19 protein-coding genes and 2 pseudogenes are annotated in these 26,472 nt (G+C 33.5%); 2 read left to right on the forward strand and 19 right to left on the reverse strand.

The features are described 5' to 3' along the window. Nucleotides 1-55: 55 nt before the first annotated feature. The 14 genes and pseudogenes from GHD00_RS01655 to GHD00_RS01720 all read right to left on the reverse strand — a co-directional run. Nucleotides 56-1,822 (reverse strand): DUF2326 domain-containing protein, encoded by a 1,767-nt coding sequence (locus GHD00_RS01655; protein ID WP_163536345.1) that lies wholly within the window; start codon nucleotides 1,820-1,822, stop codon nucleotides 56-58. Further along, the gene (locus GHD00_RS21350; RefSeq protein ID WP_163536346.1) at nucleotides 1,812-2,063 is read right to left on the reverse strand and encodes an ABC-three component system middle component 6; all 252 of its coding nucleotides are present in this window, start codon (nucleotides 2,061-2,063) and stop codon (nucleotides 1,812-1,814) included. The genes GHD00_RS01655 and GHD00_RS21350 overlap by 11 nt, the downstream gene beginning before the upstream one ends. Further along, complete coding sequence (locus GHD00_RS01665) at nucleotides 2,064-3,512, reverse strand: metallophosphoesterase family protein (RefSeq protein ID WP_163536347.1); 1,449 nt, start codon at nucleotides 3,510-3,512, stop codon at nucleotides 2,064-2,066. Nucleotides 3,513-4,036: 524 nt separating this feature from the next. Beyond that, entirely contained in the window at nucleotides 4,037-4,240 is a 204-nt protein-coding gene (locus GHD00_RS01670) for a hypothetical protein (protein WP_205600693.1), read from the reverse strand. Between the two features lie 148 nt (nucleotides 4,241-4,388). Then, nucleotides 4,389-5,231 (reverse strand): sugar ABC transporter permease, encoded by an 843-nt coding sequence (locus GHD00_RS01675; RefSeq protein ID WP_163536348.1) that lies wholly within the window; start codon nucleotides 5,229-5,231, stop codon nucleotides 4,389-4,391. After that, nucleotides 5,232-6,500, reverse strand: a complete 1,269-nt coding sequence (locus GHD00_RS01680; RefSeq protein WP_163536349.1) for a sugar ABC transporter permease — start codon at nucleotides 6,498-6,500, stop codon at nucleotides 5,232-5,234. Nucleotides 6,501-6,572: 72 nt separating this feature from the next. Then, on the reverse strand, nucleotides 6,573-7,814 hold the full coding sequence (locus GHD00_RS01685; RefSeq protein ID WP_163536466.1) for an extracellular solute-binding protein: 1,242 nt from the start codon (nucleotides 7,812-7,814) through the stop codon (nucleotides 6,573-6,575). Between the two features lie 25 nt (nucleotides 7,815-7,839). Then, nucleotides 7,840-9,513 carry a glycoside hydrolase family 13 protein gene (locus tag GHD00_RS01690; RefSeq protein WP_163536350.1) on the reverse strand — a complete coding sequence of 558 codons (1,674 nt, stop codon included), beginning with the start codon at nucleotides 9,511-9,513 and terminating at the stop codon, nucleotides 7,840-7,842. Nucleotides 9,514-9,700: 187 nt separating this feature from the next. Next, nucleotides 9,701-10,705: a LacI family DNA-binding transcriptional regulator gene (locus GHD00_RS01695; RefSeq protein ID WP_163536351.1), complete on the reverse strand. Its 1,005-nt coding sequence runs from the start codon at nucleotides 10,703-10,705 to the stop codon at nucleotides 9,701-9,703. 109 nt (nucleotides 10,706-10,814) lie between these two features. Beyond that, on the reverse strand, nucleotides 10,815-10,955 hold the full coding sequence (locus tag GHD00_RS01700) for a hypothetical protein (RefSeq protein WP_163536352.1): 141 nt from the start codon (nucleotides 10,953-10,955) through the stop codon (nucleotides 10,815-10,817). 250 nt (nucleotides 10,956-11,205) lie between these two features. Then, nucleotides 11,206-12,801, reverse strand: coding sequence for a GmrSD restriction endonuclease domain-containing protein (locus GHD00_RS01705; RefSeq protein ID WP_163536353.1), 1,596 nt, complete (start codon nucleotides 12,799-12,801; stop codon nucleotides 11,206-11,208). Nucleotides 12,802-13,178: 377 nt separating this feature from the next. Then, nucleotides 13,179-13,361, reverse strand: a complete 183-nt coding sequence (locus GHD00_RS01710) for a hypothetical protein (RefSeq protein WP_163536354.1) — start codon at nucleotides 13,359-13,361, stop codon at nucleotides 13,179-13,181. Beyond that, nucleotides 13,345-13,842 carry a DnaD domain-containing protein gene (locus tag GHD00_RS01715; protein ID WP_163536355.1) on the reverse strand — a complete coding sequence of 166 codons (498 nt, stop codon included), beginning with the start codon at nucleotides 13,840-13,842 and terminating at the stop codon, nucleotides 13,345-13,347. Before GHD00_RS01715 ends, GHD00_RS01710 begins: the two co-directional genes overlap by 17 nt. Before the next feature lie 800 nt (nucleotides 13,843-14,642). After that, nucleotides 14,643-15,170 (reverse strand): annotated as a pseudogene (locus GHD00_RS01720) (P-loop NTPase fold protein); the annotation flags it as partial. A 227-nt stretch (nucleotides 15,171-15,397) separates the two neighbouring features. Here GHD00_RS01720 and GHD00_RS01725 point away from each other — a divergent pair. Next, nucleotides 15,398-16,126, forward strand: coding sequence for a M48 family metallopeptidase (locus tag GHD00_RS01725; RefSeq protein WP_163536356.1), 729 nt, complete (start codon nucleotides 15,398-15,400; stop codon nucleotides 16,124-16,126). Between the two features lie 2 nt (nucleotides 16,127-16,128). Here GHD00_RS01725 and GHD00_RS01730 read toward each other — a convergent pair whose 3' ends face one another. The 4 genes from GHD00_RS01730 to GHD00_RS01745 all read right to left on the reverse strand — a co-directional run bounded on the left by GHD00_RS01730 (nucleotide 16,129) and on the right by GHD00_RS01745 (nucleotide 22,109). Continuing rightward, the gene (locus GHD00_RS01730; protein ID WP_163536357.1) at nucleotides 16,129-16,377 is read right to left on the reverse strand and encodes a DUF7669 domain-containing protein; all 249 of its coding nucleotides are present in this window, start codon (nucleotides 16,375-16,377) and stop codon (nucleotides 16,129-16,131) included. Between the two features lie 68 nt (nucleotides 16,378-16,445). Continuing rightward, a complete protein-coding gene (locus GHD00_RS01735) occupies nucleotides 16,446-19,391 on the reverse strand; it encodes a type I restriction endonuclease subunit R (protein ID WP_163536358.1) in 2,946 nt (981 codons plus the stop codon). After that, on the reverse strand, nucleotides 19,388-20,632 hold the full coding sequence (locus GHD00_RS01740) for a restriction endonuclease subunit S (protein ID WP_163536359.1): 1,245 nt from the start codon (nucleotides 20,630-20,632) through the stop codon (nucleotides 19,388-19,390). The genes GHD00_RS01735 and GHD00_RS01740 overlap by 4 nt, the downstream gene beginning before the upstream one ends. Next, a complete protein-coding gene (locus GHD00_RS01745; protein WP_163536360.1) occupies nucleotides 20,625-22,109 on the reverse strand; it encodes a type I restriction-modification system subunit M in 1,485 nt (494 codons plus the stop codon). The genes GHD00_RS01740 and GHD00_RS01745 overlap by 8 nt, the downstream gene beginning before the upstream one ends. A gap of 883 nt (nucleotides 22,110-22,992) precedes the next feature. On the opposite strand from GHD00_RS01745, the gene GHD00_RS01750 reads away from it, so the two are divergent. Then, the gene (locus GHD00_RS01750; protein WP_163536361.1) at nucleotides 22,993-23,400 is read left to right on the forward strand and encodes a (deoxy)nucleoside triphosphate pyrophosphohydrolase; all 408 of its coding nucleotides are present in this window, start codon (nucleotides 22,993-22,995) and stop codon (nucleotides 23,398-23,400) included. Nucleotides 23,401-23,429: 29 nt separating this feature from the next. On the opposite strand, the pseudogene GHD00_RS01755 reads toward GHD00_RS01750, so the two are convergent. Further along, a pseudogene (locus tag GHD00_RS01755) lies at nucleotides 23,430-26,308 on the reverse strand (DEAD/DEAH box helicase). Nucleotides 26,309-26,472 lie beyond the last annotated feature (164 nt).

The raw sequence follows: 26,472 nt of genomic DNA on the forward strand, positions 1-26,472 counted from the left end.
TTAGTTTAGTATACTTGTGTTTATCAGAAACTTCAATACATTAAAATGAAGATACTTAATCAGTGTATCTAAAGCCAAAAAACCTATCTTGATCATTATTACCTCTTTTGAGTTTTGCAACAATTGAGCCATCTTTATCAAATTGCTTGATTGTCTCCTTTTCCAACTCATCAACGTTTATTGTTATAAAATATTGGCCTTTCCTAATAAACTCCAACTCTGATTGGACATATTCGAGCAATCTTTTTTTAGCGTGTCTATCAGGCTTAGAGTAAGAACCATCATGAATAAGAAATGGAATGTTACCTTCACCATTTTTTAGACCAAATAAAAACCAAGTTAGATCGAACATATTAATCTTCATGTACAACCTACCATGTGATTTTTCATCATCTATCTTACAGCTAATTTCGATTCTTCCTGTTACGTTATTTATATTTGTTTTATTATTCAGTTCAAAGTCAAGCAAACCTGTTTCGTTGTAAGCTACACTAACTAAATGATTAAAGAAGTTTTCAATATGCTCTATCTTCTCAAGGTAATTGTTGTATATATCTTGTTTTAGATCGATAAGTCTTAGTATATCTCTTTTCTTTTTGTTAATATCAGAACTTACCTCTGTTTTTTCTTGATATAGATTAATCTTCACTCTAATATCGGCAAGTTCTTCAAATTTCTCGTTCTTTTCTTCATTTATTCTAGAAATATCTGAAACTATATCAGTATTGATAAATGCAAGAGACTTTCTAGATAGAGAACTACCAATTTTATTTAGTTTTTTTGTTTCTTCATTAATCTGGTAATTAATATCGTCAATCTTACGTTTAAAATATTCTCCTCTATTTTCAATCATATAATCGTAAAAAGTTTGAATTTGCGAATGGTTCTTTTTTATTTTATCAGGGAAATATCCAATTAGTTGTTCATAAAAGGGTTCTATATCATTTAAACTTTTTATTTCTTCAACTTTTTCTTCAAGGTCTATTATGTTCCTCTGATACTGCTTTTTAATATGTTCAAGTTTAAAAATTGTGTTTTGTAAATTATTATACTCTTCTTTTGATTTACTATAATCACTTGCATCATCTTTCAGTTTTTCTTTTAAGCTTGCATTTAAAAGTACTTCATCTAACTTCTGAATCTCTTGTTTAATTTTATCCTCTTTTAATTTTAAATCTCCGATTTCTTGCTTTAAGGAATTAATAATGCCTAATTTTTTATTAAGTTCCTTCTGCTCTTTTTTTATTTTCGCAATATCAAATTCAAAATTATGGGGTAAACCAAATAAATAAGCAAAGTAAGATGCTTCATTAGCAGCATTTCTATTAGGTAAATTAATATCTACAAACCCTTTTTTTTCATCCCTTATTATGTATTCTCTCAATGCAGAAAAAGCTGGTGTATCTTCTGTATTCTGTTCGCCAAATAGATTATTGATATATTCCTTATATTCCTGTTGGGTTTCTTTTACTACCCATTCACCTAAATTAAAACTTATTTTGTCAGAATATAGAACGAAACCTTTTTCGGGTGAATTTATCAATCTACCTAAAAAAATGTTCTTATCATTGTTTTTAACTTCAAGTATTAATAATATGTCTTTCTCTGATAAACTTTTTTTACCTTTAAAGTCCTTCGGGCAAGAACCACCTAATAAGTATGTTATAGATTCAATCATAGTTGTTTTACCTACGCCATTTGTCTCTTGCCCTTTTTCCTTTCTTTCGCCCATAAGTATATTTAAGCCATACTCATTGAACTCATATTCTTTTAATATACTCTTCTCGCTAAAGCTATAAATTAGCAAATTCCTAAGTATCATTATCTATCCTCTTCACTAGATTATTTTTTAAAGAAATTAAATCAAATGAGAAAAGAAATGTTAGCGATAGATATAATATCCTTTCTACATTTAGATTTAATGTTATTCCTTGATCTTTCGAAAAGCGCTCAAATAATTCATCAATATGCATTTCATTCTTCAATAGTTCAAATAACTTTTTCGAAGTAAAAATTACATTTTCTTCCACAGGCTGATTTTTATTTATTAAGAAAAAATCCATTTATTTAGAGACTCCCTCTGCTCTTTTATCCTCGTTATAGATATTACACTCATAGATACTCCAAAATATAAGTACACTAATATACATGTCTAATCTATCAGTACTATAATGAATTTTATCTTCATATTTTTCTACTAACTTTCTTTTCATATGCTTAAAAATCAAATCACCATTCTCATGTTCATCTAAAATATCCATATACTCCGATATTATTCGATGTGGCACAAATAATCTTTTCTCTAAAGGTACATATGCTGAAGATTTCAAGATCATGTTTACTACATTAAATAAACCTGAGTACATATCGTACTGAATCTTTAAAGTAGGTGAGCAAACCATGTTACGAAACTTTACCTCTACGTCTTTAGGTATTAAGTTCTCTTTTATTTCTTCATCTTTTTGTATTACTTCATAAAAATCGATAAGAAATTCCTTAAATTCATCTTCATCAACATTATTAGAATCTTCCCTAATATCACCTTGTTCTAACTTTGGTGATTCATCTTTTTTTTTAAAACGTTCAATTACACAAGAATATGTGCCATTTACAGTCTCTCTACCAATAGTATTATTTACATGCCAAAACTCATCGTCCTTATTCCAAGAATGATAAGTAACTTCTCCAGTTCCATCTTCTTTGTTTACTTTTCCAGTTAAAAATGTAGCTTTAGCGTATCCATCAACTACATTACCACCAGCAGTAAACATATAAGTATTGTTATAATTGTTTATTTCTTGGTGATAAGACGGTTTGTGCACATGACCATTCAGATAGAAATCAATATTATTATCAGAGAATCTATTCAATAAGCTTCTTTTCTCACCTTCATGAATACAATTTATAGTGTGATGGCCTATAGCAAAGTTAATAACACTTTTATTGTCTGATAATTCCCTCAGTGCTTCTTGAAGTTTCCTTAATCCAACTAAGATACTTCCTTCGACGTTATTTCCACCAGAAATCAAACATGTGTTAATATGAATAATATTATAGCCTTCTCTCTCCACCACAAAATGCAAATTCTCCTCAGGGTGCTTTCTTCCTAGAAATTTCTCATAAAACTCGAAGTATTTTTTTTGACCCTTAAATAATACCTCATAAGACTCTTCATCTAATGAATTTAGCTCATCTTTTGGATTAGGAGAAGAAAGTATATCATTCACTAACCGCTCCATCATCTTTAATCTCTTTACGTCGTGATTTCCAGGAACAATAAACACATTTTCTTTCGATACCTTTAGAGCTTGTATAATTTCTTCTAAGAAGTCATAAATTTTCGTACCATAGTTGGATCCTTTATGAGTTATATCACCTGTAATAAATACAACATCAAATTCACCTTGAATATCTTCAGTTAAGTATTTAATCATTGCTCCTCTCATAATCTCTGTATCATAATTATCATATATAAGATGTAGATCTGATAAATGTATCCAATTTAAGCTCATGTTTTACCCTCATTTATGTATTGTTATACTATCATTATATAGTAGGAATAATTACCAGTAAACACTAGTAAACTGTATCCATATTACTATAGAAATAACCTTCACCTCACCAATTTTAAGTAACTTTTAATATCGCAGGACATATATCGCCCCATACACAGTAGTATACAGGACATATACTGCACTATAAAAAACTCTTAAAACCATTGATATATCAACGTTTCTAGTGGATATAGAGTCGTTTACTTTCTTAATCTTTGTCTAATATCTCGATTCTACAAAGTAACAAACATATAGGGTCGCTCTGAAAATAGTCTAATCATTTATTGCTCTAATTCTACATATTCAAGAAATATTATGGAGAATAAATGATTAAATCACTCTTCTTCATTAGCGTAAACGCTCTTAAGTATTAAGAACTTTGATAATGAAGAAAAGTGATTGCTTTAATCTATGTAAATTGCATCAGCAAAGAATAATATTACTATGTTAATCAGCAAGCTTTTGTTGTCTTTTAAGCTCCTTCATTTAATGGTGCCTGTGGTCAATACCCCATTTTTTACATTCATAGCAACATTAGATGGCGAACCACCAAAAAACTTTCTATATGAACTACATTCATGATTATCACTATAGTCGTCCGATATCATATCGACAAGAAGTTCTCCTACAGTTAAGATATCCGTGAGTTTGTTTTGAAACTCTATTTTATCATCAAGTTTAAACATTTTATTTCCTCCAAAACATAATTCGCATCCTTTATCTATGCGGATATGATGCTAGAATGCTTTTTATACAGAAAAAGACAAGAGTTAGTCCCCTTGCCTTTTCTGTACCTTAACATTTTTACATAATAGGATTTTTCTTTTTACAATACTATCCTTTCGTAGCACCAGATGTTAGTCCTGATATTAGGTATCGTTGCAAAAATAAAAAGACAGCTGCAATTGGTATAGCAATTAGCACTGCTCCAGCTGCAAAACGAGTAAAGTTATTACCAAATTGTTCATTGATAAAATTAAACAGTCCCAAGGCTAACGTGTAGTTTTCTGGACTTCGTAAAATAATACTCGGAAGGATAAAATCCATAAATGGAGTCATAAAGTTGAACAGTGCAACTACTGCCAAGATCGGTTTTGCTAACGGCAGCATAATTGTAAAGAAAATCCTTAAGTGTCCAGCACCATCAATTTTGGCCGATTCATCTAATTCTTTAGGGATTGTGTCGAAATAGCCTTTTACCAAGAAAACATTCATCGGAATTGCCCCCCCTATATAAATTAGAATCAAACCAGTTAACGTATCTAGCAAATTTACCATGTTTAAAAGAATGTATAAAGCAACCATCGCCATTAAAACTGGAAATGTTTGTAATAGCAAGAAGGTGTATATACCATTTTTTTTACCTATAAAATGATACCTTGAAAAGGCATATGCAATAAGGGAGACAAAAACTACAGCACTAAAAGATGTGATCGTTGCAACAATAAGTGTATTTTTGTACCAGAGTAAATAATCACTAGCAGGGTCAAAGAAGAGCCACTTATAATGAACGAATGAAAAGTTATCTGGTATCATAGATGAACCATATAAACTTGTTCCTGGATTTAAGGATAAACCGATTGTCCATAGTAATGGATATAAGATCGCTACAATAACGGCTCCGATAAATGCATACATTCCTATTACTTGAAGATTGCTCTTGGTTTTTCTAGTCATTTACATTTCCCCCTTAAAGGAACTTGTGCGTCGGAATTGAAAGAATGCAAAGGTAGCAATAATTAAACCGATGATGATTGAAATCGCAGCAGCCATATTGTAGTTTTGGGTTTCAAATGTTAAGTTGTAAACCCATGAAATTAAAATATCTGTACCACCAGCGTTTTGTCCTCTAACAGCTGGTCCACCTTGATTAAAGAGGTAAATTATATTAAAGTTATTAAAATTACCAGCATACTGCATGATTAATATTGGAGCTGTTGCAAACATCACATGAGGAAAAGTGATTTTTTTAAACTTTTGCCAACTAGTGGCTCCATCCATATCCGCTGCTTCATACATATCGCTAGAAATACTTTGTAATATCCCAGTAAAGATAGCAAATACGAAAGGAAAACCTAACCAAACTTGAATACCTATAATGGCGACTTTAGCCCAAAATGGATCAGTCATCCAAGGGAGTGCTTGGTCGAAAAGCGGTATTAAAATATCGCGATTTATTGCACCGAAATCATTATTAAACAGTGCTGCAAAGATTAAAATAGTTACGAATCCCGGAACAGCCCATGGTAAAATCAATAGAGTTCTTAGAAGTTTTTTAAACTTAATTCTTGAATCATTAACAAAAATAGCTAGAATCAAAGCTAATGCTATCTGTAATGTTGTAGCTACTAGAGTCCAAATAATTGTCCACGAGAATACACTCGCAAATGTACTACGCCATATTGGAACTGTTGCTAATGAAGTAAAGTTATCAAATCCTACCCAATTCAATAAATTCCTCGGTGGAGAATTATATAAGTTGTAGTCCGTAAAAGCTAAAAACACCATAAATAGTAATGGAAATACGACAACAAATATTAATAAGAATAGTCCAGGGCCTACGAGTATATAAGGAAAACCCTTATCCCAACCATCTTTAAAACTTCCTTTTAAGCTATTCAGAATAATACCTTTTTGAAGTTTTTGAGCATCTTTAAATGCATCTTTCAAGTTCAATATATAGAAAGTTAATGCAATAGTCGTGATTATAAGCGAAATGATTCCTTGAGCAAGCAAAACTCGAGAATCATCTAATTTAGGAATTTCACCAAGTGTAAAGAGACCCCAATACCCTATATTTAAAAATTGATAAAATAACGTTATAAACGAAATGAACAATAAAAAAAAGATTGTTCCTTTCAAAAAGCGACGGTTATACATCTGTCCAAATCCAGGAATAACTGACAATAAAGCTGCCACCTTTGGATTTTTTCGTTGGTGTATCATATAGTTGCACCTGCCTTTACAATCTATGTGGAAGAATGTGCTAACACATTCTTCCGGTTTTGATTCTGAATATTAGTTGTTACCACTTATTAAATTAATTTGATCTTTAATGTTTTGTACTGCTTCTTCTAATACTGCCTTTGGATCTTCACCTTCAGAAATGAATACTAATGCGTCAGCCATCGGATCCCACACTTGGGCCATTTCAGGTATATTAGGCATTGGGGCAGCGTATTGTATTTGTTCTTGAATTCCTTGATATAGCTCATCGTCTATTGTTACATCCGTCCGTGCAGGAATTCGTTGTAGTTCATCGAATAGAAACTTAGAGTTCTCAGGATTTGACATAAATAATGCAAAGTCTGTCGCCCAATGTTTGTTTTCACTATATTCTGAGATAGCCATTCCTTTTACTCCTAAAAACGATTCTAATTGATTGCCGTTAAATGTCGGGAGTGGAGCAATTGCTAAGTTATCACCTAAACCTGAGCTAAAATCAGGAATTCCCCAAGGCCCCGAGATAATTGCACCAACTTTTCCATCACGGAATAATCCATTCATAACATCGTAAGTAACGCTTTCTGGAATATAACCATTTTGATGCCATGAAGCAATTAATTCTGCTCCCTCTACTACTTCATCAGTTGCTAAACCAATATCACTCGTGTCATATCCACCTTGCTCATTGTTTCCAAACACATATCCACCTGCTGCAGTTAGGAATGGGTACGTAGGATAAAAGTCTGATGTGATATTTAGAAATCCATACTCATCTTTCTCAGCATTAGTTAAATTTGCTGCTATATTTGTAATATCTTCTATTGTCTTAGGAGCCTCAGGTACAAGTTCTTTATTGTAGAATAATCCAATTGTTTCAACTGATGATGGAATTCCTAATAATTTACCGTCGTACGTGAACGCTTCTAATGCAGACTCTTCATATCCGCTTAGTTGCTCTTCTGTTAATGTCAATTCCGCAGCTAAACCTTGTAAATATGAATCACCTATACGGTCATGTGTTTCGTAATATAAATCAGGGCCTTTCCCTGCAGGTGCATCTAAGGACAGATCCGCATTTTGAGCATCTACCACGTTTACCTTAATGCCTGTTTCTTCTGTATATTTATCTCCGATAGCTTGAAATGCAGGTAAAACATCTTCCCATGCCCAAAAAGTCAACTCTTCTGGTTTCTCTGGAATTTCGTCACCGTTTGATTCCTGTTCGGCCTCTGTTGTATCCCGTTGCGGTCCACATGCGATCAATAGTGTAGTTAGCACGAACATGATAAGCCCAAATGATAATTTTCTTTTAATCATATTAATTCCTCCTAAATGTGTCCTATTTTAATGAATATACAGACGCTTGATATGGTTTAAATGTTAATTCCTTTGATAAACTATCATTTGTCTGCTTGTAATTGTTGAGAATAAGCGAAGACTCCTTATATTCTATTTTTTCTGGTAGCTCAACTGTAATTTCTTCTTCAGTCATATTACAGATAACTAATGCCTTTTTATCGTCTAAAACGCGTAAATAAGCGAAGATTGCAGGGTGATCAGGCAGTAGGAGCTGATAAGTTCCATAAACAAATACTTCATAGTCTTTCCTCAGTTTTATTAGACCTTTGTAAAAATTTAAAATTGAATCCTCATCTGCTATTTGATCAGCGACATTAATAGAATCATAGTTTTGATTTAATTTTAACCAAGGTTTATCTGAGCTCGAAAAACCAGCATTATTATCCGAATTCCATTGCATTGGAGTCCGAGCATTGTCTCGACACTGAGCCCAGAGAATTTTCATTAAATCTTCGTGAGATTCACCTTGTTCACGTTTTTTATGATAAAAATTTAGCATTCCAACATCATTGTAATCTTCAATATTTTCATACTGAACATTTGTCATCCCAATTTCTTGTCCTTGATAAATGAACGGAGTACCTTGCATTAAGAAATATGTTGTAGCAAGCATCTTTGCACTTTCTTTCCAATAACGATCATCATCGCCCCATGATGAAACACTTCTAGGTAGATCGTGATTTTCTAAAAATAAAGCGTTCCATCCTTTTCCATCTAGGCCAACTTGCCATTTAGATAATGCCTTTTTAAAACCTACGATATCTTTCGAATTTCCTTTTCCTTTATCCCATAAAGCTACATGGTCAAATTGAAAAATCATATTAAAATAACCATTATCTTTTCCTACCCAATATTCTGCATCTTCGACAGTCACACCGCCAGCTTCTCCAACAGTCATCACATCATAGTTTTTAATTGTCTTTTCAGCGAATTCACTTAAAAACTTATCAATCCCCTTTACATTCGTTGTATATTTTGCAGCAGGCACAACGTCTAATTTTTTTGGATTCGGTAAATCAGGGAAGCCAGGTTCTCTTTTGATATGGGAAATAGCATCAATCCGAAAACCATCAATCCCCTTATCAAGCCACCAATTGACCGTATCGTATAACGCTTCACGTACTTCAGCATTCTCCCAGTTTAAGTCAGGTTGTCGTTTTGAAAATAAGTGCATAAAATATTCATCTGTTTTTGCATCATATTCCCAAATCGAACCACTAAAAATTGATTCCCAATTGTTAGGCGGCTGATCGTTTTCTTTTCCTTTACGCCAGATATACCAATCTCGCTTTGGATTTTCTTTAGATGACCTTGATTCTATGAACCACTCATGTTCATCACTGGTATGGTTTATTACTAAATCAATAATTAATTTCATATCGCGGTTATGAACTTCTTCTAATAACTGATCAAAGTCTTCCATAGTGCCGAATTCGTCCATAATATCTTGATAATCAGATATGTCATAACCGTTATCATCATTTGGCGACTTATACATTGGGCAAATCCAAATAACATCTATACCTAACTCTTTAATATAGTCTAATTTTTGAATCATTCCTTGAAGATCACCAATTCCGTCTCCATTACTATCTTTAAAACTTCTTGGATAGACCTGATAAGCTACACTTTCTTTCCACCATTTTTTCTGCATAATTAATACACTCCTGATTTTCTATAGTTGCGTTTTCAATATATAGGGAGTAATTAGATTTCTTTTCATTATACGTAACCGGTTACGTAAATTAACAAAAAAACACCAACTGTGCTCCCTACCAATATTCCCTTTGGTAAATTAAATCCTGTTTCACGTAACCGGTTACGTATTTTTGAAAGAGAGACTATTGCGAGCATACACTCTGTCTCTCAATAATTTGATAATCAAGGATACAATTACTTACTTCTGTGTCCGAATTTATCATTTTAAACATCAGATTTGCAGCTTTTTCTGCCATTTCATTATGAGATAGCGAAACAGATGTCAGCGGTGGAGACATAAAATTACATAAATTTATATCGTCCATGCCAATAACGGATAATTTTTCAGGAACTTTAATACCTGAATTATAAGCTGCAGACAAGACACCCATACCAATTTCATCATTCTCTGTAAAAATAGCTGTGAGATCGGGTACTCGATTTAACAAATGTTTGAGGCCTGTTACTCCATCATCGATAGAAAACTTCCCATACTCAATACAACTTTCATTAAAAGATATGTTGTTATCAGAGAGAGCGTCTTTAAAACCCTCTACTCTAGGAATAAGGTTACCGGCAATCCATTCTTCTTTATTTCCACTAATCATTCCAATCTTCTTATGACCTTTTTGTATTAAATACTTGGTCCCTGTGTACGCAGCTTCGTAGTCATTTGCTGTAACGTAAGGGACGGGAAATTCTGAATAAGCAGACAACAGTACAACTGGAACGCCCATTTTTTCGACATAATCATAATACTCTTTTTTCAGTACTGTACTAGCTAAAATAAGACCATCGATTCGTTTTTCATGTAATAGTTGCAGGTATTTCATAGTTTTGATACCATGCGATTCTGTGTGACATACGATAACACTCGATCCTATATTGTGTGCGACTGACTCAATTCCATCCAAAAATTCAGTAACTAAAGAACTTGTTAAATTAGGGACTAATACACCAATGGTATTTGTTCTTTTATTAGTCAAACCTCTTGCTATCCCACTAGGATAGTAATCTAATTCTTGAATGACATTAAGTACTTTTCTTTTTGTCTTTTCTGAATAACCACCTTGGTCGTTCAATATCCTAGAAACTGTTGCTGTTGATACATTTGCTGTTTGGGCTACATCTTTTATTGTATAGGCCATAACGATATCCTTCTCCCTACTAACTAACGTAACCGGTTACGTAAATATTAACATAGAACGAAAAGCCTTTCAATGTTCTTTTTAATAAATCTGATAGAAGGTATATCAGTTATTTTATAATAAAACCTCTTTTCTGAAGCACGAATATCACGAATACGTTCAAATCATCATCGATTACTTTATCTAAAGCTTTCTTGGATACTTTACTACCAGCTATACCTCCAATCGCACCTCCAATAAATGTACCCACAACAGGGACTACTGAACCTATTGATCACCTAAATCTGCTTTTTACTTCTTCACGAAATCTAGGAAATGCTAACGCTTCAATAGGATGTTTATGTAATTTATCGTAGTCATACGCTATACTAGCTAGCTCTAATTTTGTCTCTAAATCAAGTGATAAACAGGAAGATGCTCCATCATAAATCCCCTTATCAAGTTTATTTGTTATAAAAGTACATTCATTAGCTAGAAAAGATATCATTCTCTTGTATATTTTATATTAACTTTTTCATTAGCTCCTTGCTCACCTTTTCCGCTCTTTTTTGGAAGAATACTTCATAATTATCCTGCCATATGCCATAGGTATCAATATCATCAATTAAATGTGTTTTCATTGATTTTGCAAGCTTCTCGTTTTGTTCTTTAAAAGCCTTCATGTAAATCGAAGGAGCTTTTGCTTTGATTTTTCGCTTATTGAGAAAATCATCAACTATTGTGATGTTTAAAATATGATTTATATAAGATTCCTCTTTTCCTTGTTTCTTTAAAAAGGCACGAGGGAAAAAGTGATGGTAGTTTTTACTATTTGCTTGTTTTAACCAACCATTATTCATTCGCACTATTGAATGGTCATTAAACGACTTTGGCTCTTGATATGCATATAAACAAAGAATAGACTTAATATAACTTCGATTGGCACTAAACCAACCATTCTCTATTATTGCTTCTGGACTAATATCCACATGAAAATCATACTTAGGTTGCTTATCCGATAATATTTTATCAATTCGTTTCACATCTTGTCCTAATTTCGTCTCCACTGCTGATGAATATCTTTCTGATAATGACACCCTCCAGAAAAAGTCTTCTAACCGACGTTTCATATTAGCTTCTGGTTTATCGGGATGATGATAAAAAAAGTATGCGAATGGTACTATTAATGAGTTATACGGTAATATTCGTGAAACAGGGATACGAAAATAATTCCTAAAATAATCTACAGACCGTTCTACTGCATTTACCACTCCATCCCATTCATCTATGAACTTTTGTCTGTCTAGTTTTAAAATATGCTTCTTTGCACATTCACCCTTTTGTAACAAGGCCATTGTTTGTAAAAAAACAATCGCCGGTACGGTATCAAAACCAACTTCCTCTAGCCTTTCCTTTATTTGGTCATATTGTTCAGATAAATCAAAATCTCGTTCAGCATCATATGTTTTTGCCACCATAATTTCAAATACGGATAGGTCTTTACCTCCAACATTAAGCCGAGTGAATACTTCTGTTGCTACATCTATAGTTGCATCTCGTAATAGAATGGTAGAGAATCTATATGTATTTAAACGTTTTTGATAATCTTCTAAAACAGAATAACTGCTTGGCGGATAGTTTGATAATACGGAAATACCACCAAATAACAAATCTTTCAACTTAATAATTTCTTTTTCGTCTCTATCCTTGACTTCCGTAATAATAATTGGTTCGTCTTGTTCCGCCACTAGATCTACATAGATGTCTTCAAAATGATCGCTTTTATTCTTATCTCGGGCAATAGTTAATCCTTTTAAACTAGCAAAGAGACTTGTCATTCTCTGTTGACCATCTAATACATATTGTACTTTAGCTCCATCTGGAGTTTCCGGTAGTACTGCTCCTCCAATATTACGGATTGCGCGTAACCTCTCATCTGTTTCCCATAAAATAAATGTACCGATTGGATATCCTTTGATAATACTATCTAGAAGCTGTGATGATTGAGCTTTAGACCAAACAAAATCACGTTGGAACTGTGGGATTTTAATAATTCCTTTGTCAATATCATGAATTAAAGTGGAAAAAGTAATAGACTGCGGTTCAGGCTGATACATAATTATTCCTCCATTTCATTACATATTAGTGGTCGTGTTGTCCAAATTCCAGCTCATCCCGAAGTCATGCTGTTTAGGTCTTTTCCAACCCTCATGAAATGCGAGAGCAAATTATTCAGTAAATCAGCACAATAATAAATCTAGGATTCTAGCAGGTTATTGCTGGGAATGGCCGAAGTAGAAGCGTACGACTCTGATTATTATGACATCTACCTAGTACCGGGTATTTATCAAAAAAGGCTAGCGCTAGATCATTTTCAAGAATGATTTCTAGGTTGTTGTTATGGAAAAAAATGGGCATGACATAGTAAATTTTCCTTTTAATTTTCCCTTATTTTAACATAATTTGAAGTAGGATGTGGTAGAAAATATGCACACTACCACTCCTGACTCCTCAAATATTCCTGCAACCTTCGATCAGACTTAGTAGCTTTTTTCTTTTTTTCCTTTTCCTGTTTTATTTTTTGATTATGCTCTTCTTTTTGTTTCACATACCAATCCAGCACAATATCTCGTTTAGATTTATGATTTTTTTCTGAAATGCTATCGTTTTCTGTCAAGTCTTGTATCATCTAACGTTTTAATACCAGTATGTTCCCAGTTTAACAGCACACTTTCAATGTATTTCACCCCTTTTGTATCTGCTTTCGCTGCGACTTTCATTACAGCAAGTAACAAATCATAGCCATATTCGTCATACCACTGTGTCAACAGTTCGTAATTGAAAGGTGACTCGATAATCCCTCTTTGTAAATTGTCACGATAAAAATGAATCACTTTTTCCCAAAAGCGCTCGTCTTTATTATTATTATAATATTCTTTTATGTCTTTAATCTTTAATGTCTTTAATAATGTCTTTACGGAGCTTGTATCCCTTATCACGACTGACTCCCCGCCATTTATCGGTACGTATTTTACGAACTTGAAAGTAAGTGTTTTACTTACCGTTTTATTGCGTTTGGTAAGTAAATTACTTACCTGTATACTTTTAGGAGTTAGTGTTTCACTTACTTTTTTCGGCATTTTGGCAGCTGGTGTCATAGGTATCACCTCAGGTTATTTTCAAATATTCATAATGTTGACCATGCCATATTTATAATCATCAAAAGATGCGTAAAGGTTAGTTAGTCTAGTTAATTTTTACAAAAATTTTACATTATAGGAGTTTGTATGATTATGTAGTTTGAGGAATATAGAAATGGAACGAGGAAATTTCCGTGCGGTTATGTTTTAATTAAGGAAAAGCATGAAGATACCTTTATAAAAATCAGAAAGATTTCTTGCTTATAAATTCCCATAGAACGAAAAAAAACAGTCAATATTTTAAACTGTTGAAGGTTAAGAAATTCATATAATAAAGCCCATAGCGGTCACTATGGGGTGTGGATAAGTAGTCCCCCTTAGAGGAATCGGCTGCATTCTTCGATCAATGATACAATCAAGAAGGTGCCAAAAGTATATAACATTATGAAATCTAATACATACTCACAAGGCTACTCCCTTTCTAGTTAGGGAGTAGCCCAACTTAACCTAAAAAAACGTTACCCATTTTTCGGTATAACACAACTAACTTGAACAAACATTCTTTTATCATGTTTGTTACGGTGAGACAATCGACAAAAACCGGTAAGTACAGGCACTGGAAATTAAATAGCTTGACACCATTTCCAATATTTCATAATACGCAGAAATGCCGAAGAACGTTGCCCTTATAATCTTCTAAAATATATTAAAATCATGTAAACTATTTAACATAAGTTATCTATCTGTTTTCAGTTAACTTTTTATGTCTAATATAATCAGGAAAACCTTTCAAAAAGAAAACCACTTCTGTTACTGTATTATTTATTAGTCCTTGTAACATTCCCTTCCCTGATATCAGGATAACAAGCTCTAATCAAATCATTAGTACGACTAACTAATTCAGGTACACTTTTACTGTCTTTATTTTGAATATATCTATAAGAAGTAAATTCATCTATAACTTTCTGCTTTTGTTTAGAAAGTGGGTTACCAAAATATATGTCATTCATACCTATGAGACTTTTACCAGCTGCTTGTGAAATAACCTGACTTGATTTTGGATCGACTCCAGAACTAATCGCCCCCAGGTATGCTCCAACTTTGCCTAGTGTAGGCATCAATTTTAATGCATATTCCTTAAAGTTCTTCTTTGCTTTAGAAAAATTACCATCAATCACTTCATAAATCTCTTCAATTAAACTTTTTAACAATTCTTCGCTATTACTAACCATCCAAGGATTAAATCGGATGATATGACATTTTTTATCATCTATTAGGAACTGTTCACAAAAATTTAGCATAGTAGATTTTCCTGTACCCCAATCTCCATTTATCGATATTGCAAACGGAGTATGGGGGAGTAGTTTCTAATAAAATCAGCTATTTGTTCAGACCTTTCAGTAAAGTGTAACTTATCAAATTTAAAATCTCGTAAAGGTTGATACTCAATTAAATTTTCCAATTATATAACCTCCAGACCTGTCAAAAGATTCAATTCTTAGGGTCTCCTCACCATATAATTGTTCTATTTTATTTGAAATAGTACAATGTCTTTTAGAAGGAAGTGAAACTGATGCCCACTATCAATTTCGGAACAACAATAATCTATTATAATTACTTCATTCAGAATAGAAAAGACGTAAAAATTTCAATAGATCTTGTAAATGGTGTTGAAATCTATAAACCAAGGAATGTAAGTAAATCTAAATTAAACGATATACTTATTCAAAAAGCACCATGGATCAACCAAAAGCTTGAGGAACTAAATGAAGTTAAAACAAGCGTTCAACAAAAAGAGTTTGTTAGCGGCGAAAAACTTCCATACCTAGGTCGTCATTATCGATTAAAGGTATTCAAAGAGCCTGTTAAGACTGCTTCTATACAACTTAAACAAGGGCGCTTTATTGCGGTCGTTCCACATGATTGGACTCAATATCAAATCCAGGATCTTCTTGAACAACAACTTATTGCATGGTATCGTCAACATGGTTTTAAAAAAATAATAGAACGAGCAAAGGATTATCAAGCGATTTTAGGTGTTGAACCTCGTTCCATCCAATTAAGAACGCAACATAGACGATGGGGTACATGCACGCCCAATGGTGATATCTATCTGAATTGGAGAATGGTAATGGCTCCAGTTCGAGTGATTGATTATATCATTGTACATGAATTAGTTCATCTACTTGTTCCTCAACATAATGATAAATTTTGGCGTTTAGTTAAATCGACACTTCCTCATTATGAACATTCCAAAGAATGGCTAAGAGTTCATGGTGTTGAACTACATTGTATCGGCTGAATTCAATGCATATAACCCAGTTCAATTCGTTTGTAATCATTATAGACGGTTTGGTGATGCTGTGAAATATTCACACAACATTTGCTCGTTAGATGTGTACGCATTGTATATTCTTTATACGTGGTTCCAGCTCGTTTCATCTTATCCAAAACTCCTTGGACTGTGAAATTGATTTTACCTTTCTCTTTCACGAGCTCCTTGATAACCTGTAACATTTCATCTTCACAACTTGTTCTTTTTTTATCACCCATTGTTTTACCTCCTGATATGAAAGATGGCATAACATCTTACTCTGATGTTATGCCTCTCGTTGAAGCAATTAAGCTTTATAGTGAATTTCACCTAGTTCCATCAACTGTCTCGCAACACTTTCCACCTGCTTATTAGGAACAGAACTTGCTCGAAGTTGTTTCTTCAATTTCTTTCTCATTTCTCGCTTCACATCTTCTTTCTCCGTCCAATCAATTACCGCATTATCTTGAATGATATCCGTAATTATCTCGGTTAAATCTTTAATACTCTCTTGTTCAATTTCTTCTGGTAATTGCTGTTCTAGTAACTGATAGAATGGTAGTTGTTTCGCATCCGAAAGGCCAAATGATTGACTCTCTCGATCTATGTTTATCATTTCTTCTCGTATGGACTGATACTCTTCTAAGAGCTCTTCTATCGTTAATTGGCGTAATTTACGTTGTTGGATTAATTGTTCTAAGCGTTCTCTTATCGATGTATATTTCACTGGGTTCTCATCTAACTTAATTCTGATTTCATGTTTAATGGCATGCTCCATTTCAGCTGCTTTTGCTTCAGGTGTTTTTAGCTCATCTAGTTTTTCATCAAATTGATTCGTTAAAATATTGACTGGTTCAAATAAGATTTCAGGAGTGGACGCATAGACGTATTCTTCAATTAATTCACGTACCTTACCACCACAATCTGAAATATCCATGGTACCATCATCGATATAATAACGAGATTTGGCAAGCTTTCGAATCTTTCCTAGCCATTTTAAATCATCTACATAAGCCTTAGCTTTTGGACTAGGCATTACCATATCCATGCTTTCAGAAAACTTCTTGAAGGCTGTATCAAACTTATTTCGCACATCTTCTGGTTCTAATACTTTTAAACAAGCTTCAGCATCACTCTTATTAATATAATCAAAGAACTGCATGATCCTACGATGATGGGATTGTAAGCGAGGCATCTCTTCATCAACATGATGCATGGCACCTTTAATATCTTCTTCATGGAAGATACCTAGAGATTCTTCTAGAAATTGAGATACGCCATAATAATCGACAATTAAGCCATAGCTCTTCTTATCATAGGTTCGATTCGTTCTAGCGATTGCTTGTAATAAGTTATGTTCTTTTAATGGTTTATCCAAATACATGACCTGTTCAATAGGGGCATCGAAACCAGTTAAAAGCTTATCACAGACGATTAGAAAAGCGAGCGGGTCTACATCTATTGGTTTTTTGAAGCGCCCGATCACTTCTTTTTCTTCTGCCTTGGATACAACATATTGTTTCATTTCTTCTGATTCATTTTGACCTTTTGAAATAATCACCGCCGATTCGTAATCACTTAGTTCATCCATTAATTTTTTATAAGCAACTGCGGCCTCACGTGATACCGTAACAATTTGTGCTTTAAAACCATTAGGTTGGATATGCTGCTCAAAATGGTCAATGACATCAAGGACAACGTTTTTTAATCGTTTCGGTGATGCGGTTAAGGCTTCCTCTGTTACATACTTCTGTTTAATTCGTTCCTTATCTTCATCAGAATAATCACGGAAGAAACGGTCGAATAGCGTATCAATCGTTTCCCCCTGCACATGTAAATCGATCAACCTAGCTTCATAAAAGATTGGAACCGTTGCTCCATCTTCCACTGCTTTTTCAATTGGATATTTATCAATATAAGTCCCAAACGTTCGAACCGTACTTTTATCTTCTTTATCAATTGGTGTTCCCGTAAAACCGATGTAAGTTGCATTTGGAAGACCAATACGCATGTTCATTGCTAGCGAACTATATTGCGAGCGGTGCGATTCATCGACTAGGACAATCACATTTTCCGATTCAGTTAACAGTGGATAATCCTCGTCTTCATCAGTTTGGAATTTTTGCACTAAGGTCATCACTGTTGAGCCTGGTCCTTGTTGTAGTAATGTCTTAAGTTTTTCTACTGATTCTGCTTGTTTGGGATTAGGAAAACCACAACGTTTAAATGTTGCGGTAATTTGGGCATCTAAATCTTGTCTATCCGTGACCACTACAATAACAGGATTTTCCAACTGTTTTAATCGACGTAATTTCATTGATAAAAAGACCATGGATAAGGATTTACCAGAACCTTGTGTCGCCCATACAACGCCACCACGAGCTTGTGGATGTTCTCCTGTTAGAATACGTTCTACAGCTTTATTTACAGCTCGATATTGCTGATAGCGAGCCATTTTCTTAATTACACGGCCATCTTCTGGTTCATAGACAATAAAGTTTAAGATGATATCAAAAAGACGTTCTTTCTCCAATATTCCTACCGTTAATATATCTTGAGACGTTGCATTTTCCCCGATATCTTTTGTGGATAATGGATATGGTTCTTTCCAAGCACTGTAATGTTGAACTTGTGCACCAATCGTTCCTATTTTAGCACGGTCATTACTTGTTGCGATCAGTAACTGATTATAATGAAAAAGGGCTTCATTTTCTTGTTGATAACGACGTAATTGTTTCACGGCTTGTCCGATTTGTTCATCTGGAGGTAATGCTGGACTTTTACATTCAATCACAACTAATGGCAGTCCATTGACATACAACATAATATCAGGACGAATCGTTTCATTAGCATGGGTATAGCTGAATTGATTCGTAATAAGGAAGTCATTGTTGTCAATATTGTCAAAATCAATTAACTTGACTGTTTGATTTTTTCTTCCTGAACCAACATCTTGTTGCACCGATAATTGGTTAATCAGTAATTCATGAAAATGTTGGTTCGCTTCCATCAGACTCGTTGTTTCCATATGCGCAACAGAGCGAACCATTTTGTTTAAGTTGTTTTCATTTATCCATGGGTTTAAGCGTTGAATCGCTTGTTGTAGCCTTTCTTTTAAGACCACTTCTAATTGAGATATACGCTCTTTATCCAGTTCCGCCCCATGGACATACGTGTAGTCAAGCTGTTGAAGTTGGTCAATCATTCGATTTTCGACTAACGTTTCCTCATTCCAAGCTTGCGCTTCACTCATGACGGAACCTCCTCATTATCATCGATTGGTACACGGACTTTGCCAGTTAGAAGTTGTTGCATAAGACCTTGTTTTAACTGAATTAATTTTGTTAATTTAAATTGTTCATGGCTTATTTTATTATCAAAGGATTTGATGGTTTGATAAATTTTGATTTGTTCATACAGAGGAGGGCAAGGATAGTAAATAGATTTTAGTGTTTTACTATTAATTACTCCCATGGTTCCTCCTTGACTATATTTGCTTAATTGGTTATAAAAAATTTTAGATGACATAAAGTATTTGTAATATTTCACACTTGCTATAGTTTTATCAAATGTAATCTTTAGAAGTCGTGGATTAATTATTCCAGGTTCAACATCTTCTGGAACAATAGCGATTTTACCATAAGTTCCAACTAGACTTATAAGCAAGTCACCAGGTTTAATTTTGAAACTCTGTAGAGAAAAATATCTCTCTTCATCTACATAATAATCACCTTTAGAGAAGTCATTGGGAATTACCTGCTCTTGCCCATAGACTTTATATCCCTTATTAACATAGAACTCTTTTTTTAGTGCTGAGCCAAACGGGCCAGGTTTTATAGCATTTCTATCTTTATCTGCAATTTCTTCTAATGTAACTAACTTCCAATTTATAGGAATCTTACCTAAAGGAGTCTTTTTGAATTGTGAATGCCCAATCCCTTTCGTCAACAACTGTTGCATTAATCCTTTTTTCACCGTCTCTGTTTGTTTGATGATTTTTTCTGTTTGTTCGATTACTTCATCGACGGAGGTTAGGATTGCTGCGATTTTTTGTTGTTCTGCTAATGGTGGTAAACTCACTTCAATATTTAATAGCTCATCTGGCTTAATCCTTTTAGAACCTGTTCCATTACTAAGTCGTTCTAAACTGTTATAAAAACTTTTTCTAGCAAAATAATAATATAACCAGTTTTTATTAACAAATTCAGCGATATCAAACGTTGGTAAATCTGAAGATGATTGATAACCGTCTAATTCTTCAGGAACAATACCAATAGCACCATTGTGTAAATTCTGCTTACCATAAATAAACTGTCCAACTTTTCGATGATAGTATTTAGTTGAACCTATTTTGTCCGTATCTCGAACCTCTCTCGGGAAAACTCCTCCCATATGAAGTTTTACAGATAATCTTTTGTGTATATCTTCATTAGACTCAGGAATTTTACTCTCTTCTAATATTTCTCTTAACTTTATTTTTTGCCATTCACTCACCATATCCTAACTCCTTCAAATACCCATACATCTTGTCTTCAATGTCACCACGTTCTTGCTCTAGCTTTTTCAAATCTGTTAATGCTGCTTGAACGTCAATTTCTTCTTCCTTTTCGGTCGTATCAATGTAACGGGCAATATTTAAGTTGTAGTCATTTTCTTCTATTTCTTCTAAGTCAACGACTCGGCAATATTTTTCTTGCTCTTCCCATGCATCATAAGAGCTAACTATTTTTTCAATATCTTTAACTCGTAAAATATTTTGATTTCTTCCTTCTTCATAATCTTTGGAACCATCTAAGATAAAGACTTTTCCTTTTTGATGTTCTTCTTTTTGACGATTCAAAATTAGAATACATGCTGGTATGCTTGCTCCATAAAAGAGATTAGAGGGTATACCAATAATGGCTTCTACTAAATCATCTTTTAATAATTCTTTACGAACTTTCCCTTCTGCACCACCACGGAATAACACACCATGTGGCATGACTACACCCGCTTTTCCATCATGACTTAGTGTTGATACCATATGCTGAACAAATGCATAATCTCCAGCATTTTTCGGTGGAATACCAAAACGAAAACGACCATATTTATCAGCTTCTGCTTCTTCTTTTCCCCAGTTTTTTAAGCTAAACGGAGGATTACTAATACATCTCTGATATAAAAGCAATTCCTTATCTTCACCTAAAAGCTTTGGTTCACGGATCGTATCTCCACGCTCAATGCGATGATCACTTAAACCATGTAAAAGAAGATTCATCTTACAAATCGCCCATGTATTTAAGTTTCGCTCTTGACCATGCAGAGATAAGTTACGTGGGTCACCACCTTGTGATTTGATATAATCCACGGATTGAACAAGCATACCGCCTGAACCAACCGTTGGGTCGCATACCCGCATTCCTTCTTCAGGTTTAATCAGGTTGACAATCAGTTCTACGACTTTAGTTGGGGTATAGAATTCTCCTCCTTTTTTTCCTGCATCATCGGCGAACTGCTTAATTAAATATTCATAAGCACGACCTAGCATATCAGGCTCTGATAGATTGCCATTACTTAAATCAATCGCCGAAAAATGCTGAATTAACTGCATTAACAACTTATCAGGTAATTTTTCTTTATCATTAAAATCGATGTTAGCTAGCACACCAGCTAATGATGGATTTTCTTCTTCTAACGATTCAAAAGCTTTATTAATTTCATTACCAATATCTTGTGTTTGCACTTGAATATATGTCCAGCGGGCCCGTCCAGGAACAAAGAACTGGTGCTCATCACGATCATACCAACCATAGTCATCGTCTTCTTCTCGTTCAATTTCTTTTGCTGTTTCAATAAAAACATCACTTAATCGTTTCAAAAATAATAAACCAAATATGTAATTTTTATAATCAGAGGAATCTATACTACCTCGTAATAGATTAGCCGATTCCCATAAATGTGATTCTAATTGTTGTAACGTAAGCTTAGCCATCGTACTACCTCCGTAAATCTGACTTTTTTCTTATATGACAAATACTATCAAATTTACCACGGAATAGATAGAATCACGGCCCTTTTGTCAGAAAATCCCCTTATATAAAGAAAAAATTTACAAAAAATCTAATTCCAAGTTATCTATCATGAATGACTGATTACATTTGTTCCTCGCCCCCCTCTTCTATAGAAGGATTTCTTTATGAAATTGAAAGGAGGTAAGAACATGATTCGCCAAAGCAAAAACAAAAATGAAGAAAGGAAGTTGGACTGGATTTCTTATAACAAATAGGAAAAGCCCCGTACTAACCGATGGATTATGGTGGCTTGGTATGAAATTAACCCTTAGTAGTTAAGAAGAATTAGGACAATGTAATAACAAAACACGCTAGATTGTGTGCAAACAAGGGAGGAAAACATCAAATTTTATTCTATAAAAAATTTGAGCAACTAAATCAACATTGATAGGATGAAATGATACGAAAGATGAAGACAACATTATTACGTTCAATAAGAAAAACAATTTGGACAAATAAGCAGTTGGCGCTACATCTTCCTTCTCAGACTACAAAGAACAAATGACAGCATTAAAGAATTTTATCGAACAAATATTGATGGAAGGTGTTGATTTTGGAAAGATGGCTGGTTATTCCAATCCGACTCAAGCTTGGTGCCGAGAAAATCTGTCAGTTCTTAAAGCTTACAATTAATTATTATAAAAGTCATCGTCTTGAAGAACCTACGCTTTGCAGCATCTAATAGATAAGGCTTTATCAATGAAACACCTGTTGTAATAAATTCTAAAAAAGCCTAACTAGATTTCGTGGTTTATTACGTGCTATTATAAAAATAATTGATTCAATATAATATGGAGGAGTTTTATGAAAAAAACAGTGAAAGTAGTCGCAGCTGTTATCGAAAATGAAAATAACGAAATTCTATGTGCTTTAAGATCTCATGACATGTCAATACCGAACAAATGGGAGTTTCCTGGAGGTAAAGTTGAACAAGGTGAAAACTTAAAAGAAGCATTAGAACGTGAGATTTCAGAAGAATTAAATTGTAAAATTGTAGCCCATGAACTGATTTATGATCATACTCGTGAATATGAAAAATTTATTATTAACTTAATTGCTATAGAAGCCAAAATCGTAGAAGGGACTCCACAAGTATCAGAACACGCTAAGCTGATATGGCTACCTAAAGAAAATTTAGACTCTATCGTATGGGCGCCTGCAGATATACCTGCAGTAGAAGAAATTATGAAACACAACAAGATAGCAAAATAAGGATAGAACGCCTTAATAGGCGCTCTATCTTAATTCATATTTTCGTGTAAATAATCATAAAATGGCTGATCCACACTATCCTTTAATAAAAGATCCATTGTTACAACTGGTAACTCTTCTCCTTTATCATTTGGCATCGTTGTCTCCTCAACCGAATTTTGATCAGGTAGTGCTTCCCCTAGATAATAAAAATCATTACCTTCGTCATCATCTTTCTTTACAAATATATGAATCGTGACATCTCTTTTTTGTGATTCGATAATCTCTACTACTTCTTTTGATGTTTTTCTTCTTCGACTTCGTGTAAACCAATGCAACACTTCTGGACTTAAAAAAGTATCTTCGTAATTCACACTAGCTTCAACATCTGGTTCCTTATGATATGTGACAAAAATAGGACAGGTTTGGCGTTTTGTTTTATAGCCATACATAGTTGAGTGCTCATCTTTTTCCCAATTTAATAATTTACACACATCTTTGCGCGAATACTTTTCTAATCTAGTTAACGGTGAATCCTTTTTATAGCGATTAGTTCGTCGAAATGCTACTTTCAGAACATCCTCAAATAATGTTCTAAACCATTTACTCTCTAAGCACCGTTTCAAACTATCTGATAATTCATATACTCCTTCATTATTTATGATAATTGATTTCTGCCCATACTTTTTCTGATCTACTTCAGTGAAAAATGATAACTCCAGAATCCTTTCTATCGAATGAATAGTACTAGAATCCGATAACAAGTCATTCTCATTTAGAATATTCACATACTCTTCTTTTTCTAGATGTTTCATTTCTAAAAGCTTTGTAATCAATATTGCTTCATGCTGTCGCTTTCCTGAAAGTATTTCCTGAGTGATAAAGGTCAATAATTTAGATTCTTCACTTGATACATCAGAAATATCTTCACGCATTGATTTTAAAAAATCAACATAGTTATTCTTTTTATTAGCTATCACAACTGGATCAATGGAATGATGTTCAAAGAAATCAATTAATAGAGGCATCCGTCCAATTCTATTTTTTAATTCTTTATAAGCATCACGAAATACTTTCATATGTGTTAATTTAGCTGTTTTGATTGCCTCATATATACGTTCCTTAGCAATCGCTTCAAAATTAACACTAGAAGTACCTTTTATATAACTAGTGTCAATCATTTTTCGTCTAATCGAGTCTTTGTTCTGAGAATAGTCACCAGATAAAGCAATCGGAATCAAATAATTATTGCTATAATTTCCAATAAAATCAATTACAGTTAGATGCTCTTTAGAATCATGCTTTCTTAACCCTCTACCAAGCTGCTGAATAAAAATAATACTGGATTGAGTTTGGCGTAGCATGACTACTTGATTGATACAAGGGATATCAATGCCTTCATTAAAAATATCAACCGTTAATATGTAATCTAAATCACCATTCTCAAGCCGGGAAACTTCCCTCATTCTTTTTTCTTGTGAATCTTCTCCAGTTAATGGAACCGTTCGAAATCCATGTTGGTTAAAAATCTCTGAAAGGGCATGAGCTTCTTTTTTCGTACTGCAAAAAATCAAGCCACGAACTCTATCACCTGAAAAACCATAATAATCTAACTTTTCTAGTATCCGTGTGACTCTTTCTTCTGAGATAAGTTTATTAAATAAGACAACATCTTTCACTTCTCCATCTATTTCAAGATCAGTTACTCCATAATAATGAAAAGGGGTTAACATATCTTCTTCAAGTGCTTCCTGCAGACGAATTTCATAGGCTATATTATAGTTAAATAATTTAAATAGATCGTATCCATCTGAACGTTCCGGTGTTGCTGTCATCCCCATTAAGAACGAAGGCTTAAAGTAATCAATAATTCGTTGATATGAGCCTGCACCTGCTCGATGACTTTCGTCAATTAATATGTAATCAAAACATTCAGGATCAAATAACTGCAAAGTGCTCTCTTTAGACATCGTTTGCACTGTTGCAAATAAGTATGTAGCATCTATTTGATGATTTGTGCCTGATAAAATACCAAAATCAGATTCATTACCTCCAAGTACTTGCATAAAATCCAATTTTGCTTTTTTCAAAATTTGCTCTCGGTGAACGATAAACAACATTCTTTTTGGTTTAACTTTCCTAACATCAAAAGCTGCTAGATAAGTCTTACCAGTACCCGTTGCTGAAATGATTAAAGACCGAGTTTCACCCTTCTCACGAATTTTTTGAATTCCTTGTAATGCCGTTTGTTGCATTTTATTAGGTTCAATCTCTAGTGCATTCTTTACTTTATTAGTTATGTAAGAACCCGGAAATTCGGCTACTTTCTCTGGCATTTGTCTTTCAAATTCTTTTTTATAATGATCAATCCATTCAAAAGATAAAGGAATAGCCTCTAGCCACATATCTTCAAATTGAGAATAGAAATGATCGACTATTCTCCATTCTCATGAGAAGTTAATTTCACATTCCATTCATAATTTACCTTTAAAGCATTGGCTGACAAATTCGAACTTCCAACAATTAATGAATAATATGTATTATGTTGAAAAATATATCCCTTTGAGTGAAATCCATCCACATCTGCAATTCTAACCTCTACATTTTTAAGCTTTAATAATTCCTGAAAAACTTTAGGTTGATTAAAATATTGATAAGTCGAAGTAAGAATACGACCATTTATTCCTTTTTCATGTAAATCTAGCAAATGTGACTTCAATACTGCTAAGCCACTCTCTGTGATAAAAGCAACAGAGAACATAAATGACTGACATGACTTCAACTCATCTATTAGACTAGTTAAAACATCTTGCCGTTTATCTATATTATTTACTAAAAGTTCTGGCTTAAATCTCCCGGAATGAATGTATTCTTTATCAATGAACCCTTTATGGAAAGAGTTCTGTAGTTGCTGGATAAGTGGATCCATTTTAAAATCACCTTTTTGTGTTGTCTATTATTGTTATGAAACTATTTAATCACCATTATATGGGATTAAATTACTAGTTTCAATATTTTTAATGCAGTGATGAGTTATTAGAATGTTTGGTGAACAAGTCATTTTTTGGAAAAAGCAAATTTTATTACTTCTCT

Source organism: Gracilibacillus sp. YIM 98692 (assembly GCF_010993965.1).
GTDB lineage: Bacteria > Bacillota > Bacilli > Bacillales > Amphibacillaceae > Gracilibacillus.

Bases quoted from the DNA above. Each gene is read 5' to 3' on its own strand.
- GHD00_RS21350 (WP_163536346.1), bottom strand. From the start codon at position 2,063: ATGGATTTTTTCTTAATAAATAAAAATCAGCCTGTGGAAGAAAATGTA.
- GHD00_RS01730 (WP_163536357.1), bottom strand. From the start codon at position 16,377: ATGGGTGATAAAAAAAGAACAAGTTGTGAAGATGAAATGTTACAGGTT.
- GHD00_RS01750 (WP_163536361.1), top strand. From the start codon at position 22,993: ATGAAAAAAACAGTGAAAGTAGTCGCAGCTGTTATCGAAAATGAAAAT.
- GHD00_RS01690 (WP_163536350.1), bottom strand. From the start codon at position 9,513: ATGCAGAAAAAATGGTGGAAAGAAAGTGTAGCTTATCAGGTCTATCCA.
- GHD00_RS01705 (WP_163536353.1), bottom strand. From the start codon at position 12,801: ATGTATCAGCCTGAACCGCAGTCTATTACTTTTTCCACTTTAATTCAT.
- GHD00_RS01680 (WP_163536349.1), bottom strand. From the start codon at position 6,500: ATGATACACCAACGAAAAAATCCAAAGGTGGCAGCTTTATTGTCAGTT.
- GHD00_RS01715 (WP_163536355.1), bottom strand. From the start codon at position 13,842: ATGACACCAGCTGCCAAAATGCCGAAAAAAGTAAGTGAAACACTAACT.
- GHD00_RS01725 (WP_163536356.1), top strand. From the start codon at position 15,398: ATGCCCACTATCAATTTCGGAACAACAATAATCTATTATAATTACTTC.
- GHD00_RS01745 (WP_163536360.1), bottom strand. From the start codon at position 22,109: ATGGCTAAGCTTACGTTACAACAATTAGAATCACATTTATGGGAATCG.
- GHD00_RS01670 (WP_205600693.1), bottom strand. From the start codon at position 4,240: ATGTTTAAACTTGATGATAAAATAGAGTTTCAAAACAAACTCACGGAT.
- GHD00_RS01655 (WP_163536345.1), bottom strand. From the start codon at position 1,822: ATGATACTTAGGAATTTGCTAATTTATAGCTTTAGCGAGAAGAGTATA.
- GHD00_RS01695 (WP_163536351.1), bottom strand. From the start codon at position 10,705: ATGGCCTATACAATAAAAGATGTAGCCCAAACAGCAAATGTATCAACA.
- GHD00_RS01735 (WP_163536358.1), bottom strand. From the start codon at position 19,391: ATGAGTGAAGCGCAAGCTTGGAATGAGGAAACGTTAGTCGAAAATCGA.
- GHD00_RS01675 (WP_163536348.1), bottom strand. From the start codon at position 5,231: ATGACTAGAAAAACCAAGAGCAATCTTCAAGTAATAGGAATGTATGCA.
- GHD00_RS01665 (WP_163536347.1), bottom strand. From the start codon at position 3,512: ATGAGCTTAAATTGGATACATTTATCAGATCTACATCTTATATATGAT.